The sequence below is a fragment of the Paraburkholderia sp. SIMBA_053 genome, from assembly GCF_046534895.1.
Lineage (GTDB): Bacteria > Pseudomonadota > Gammaproteobacteria > Burkholderiales > Burkholderiaceae > Paraburkholderia > Paraburkholderia caledonica.
Map to the genome: position 1 here is coordinate 1 of NZ_JAWRXU010000697.1, position 272 is coordinate 272.

Annotated in this window: 1 pseudogene; it reads right to left on the reverse strand. The window is 73.2% G+C overall.

Annotated elements, in window-relative coordinates:
• A pseudogene (locus SB753_RS37365) lies at window positions 1-272 on the reverse strand (AMP-dependent synthetase); the annotation flags it as partial.

The window sequence follows — 272 nt, forward strand, 5'->3', positions numbered from 1 at the left end:
GCAGCATCGCCAGTGTCGCATCGGCGAAGGACGCAGGCGAGAACCGGCCGTCGAGCACGGCCGGCCGGGTTCCCGCGACGATAGAGCGCACCATCACCTGGAGCCCTGCCACGTAGCCGGCCGGCAGAGCAAGCAGCCAGCGGCCGCTCCCGATCCTCGCCGCCGTCGCCTCGGCACTCGCGCGCAGCGCCTCACCGCTCAGCGCGACCCGCTTCGGTATGCCGCTCGACCCCGAGGTCGCGATCACCGCCGCGATGCCGTCCGCCACGTTC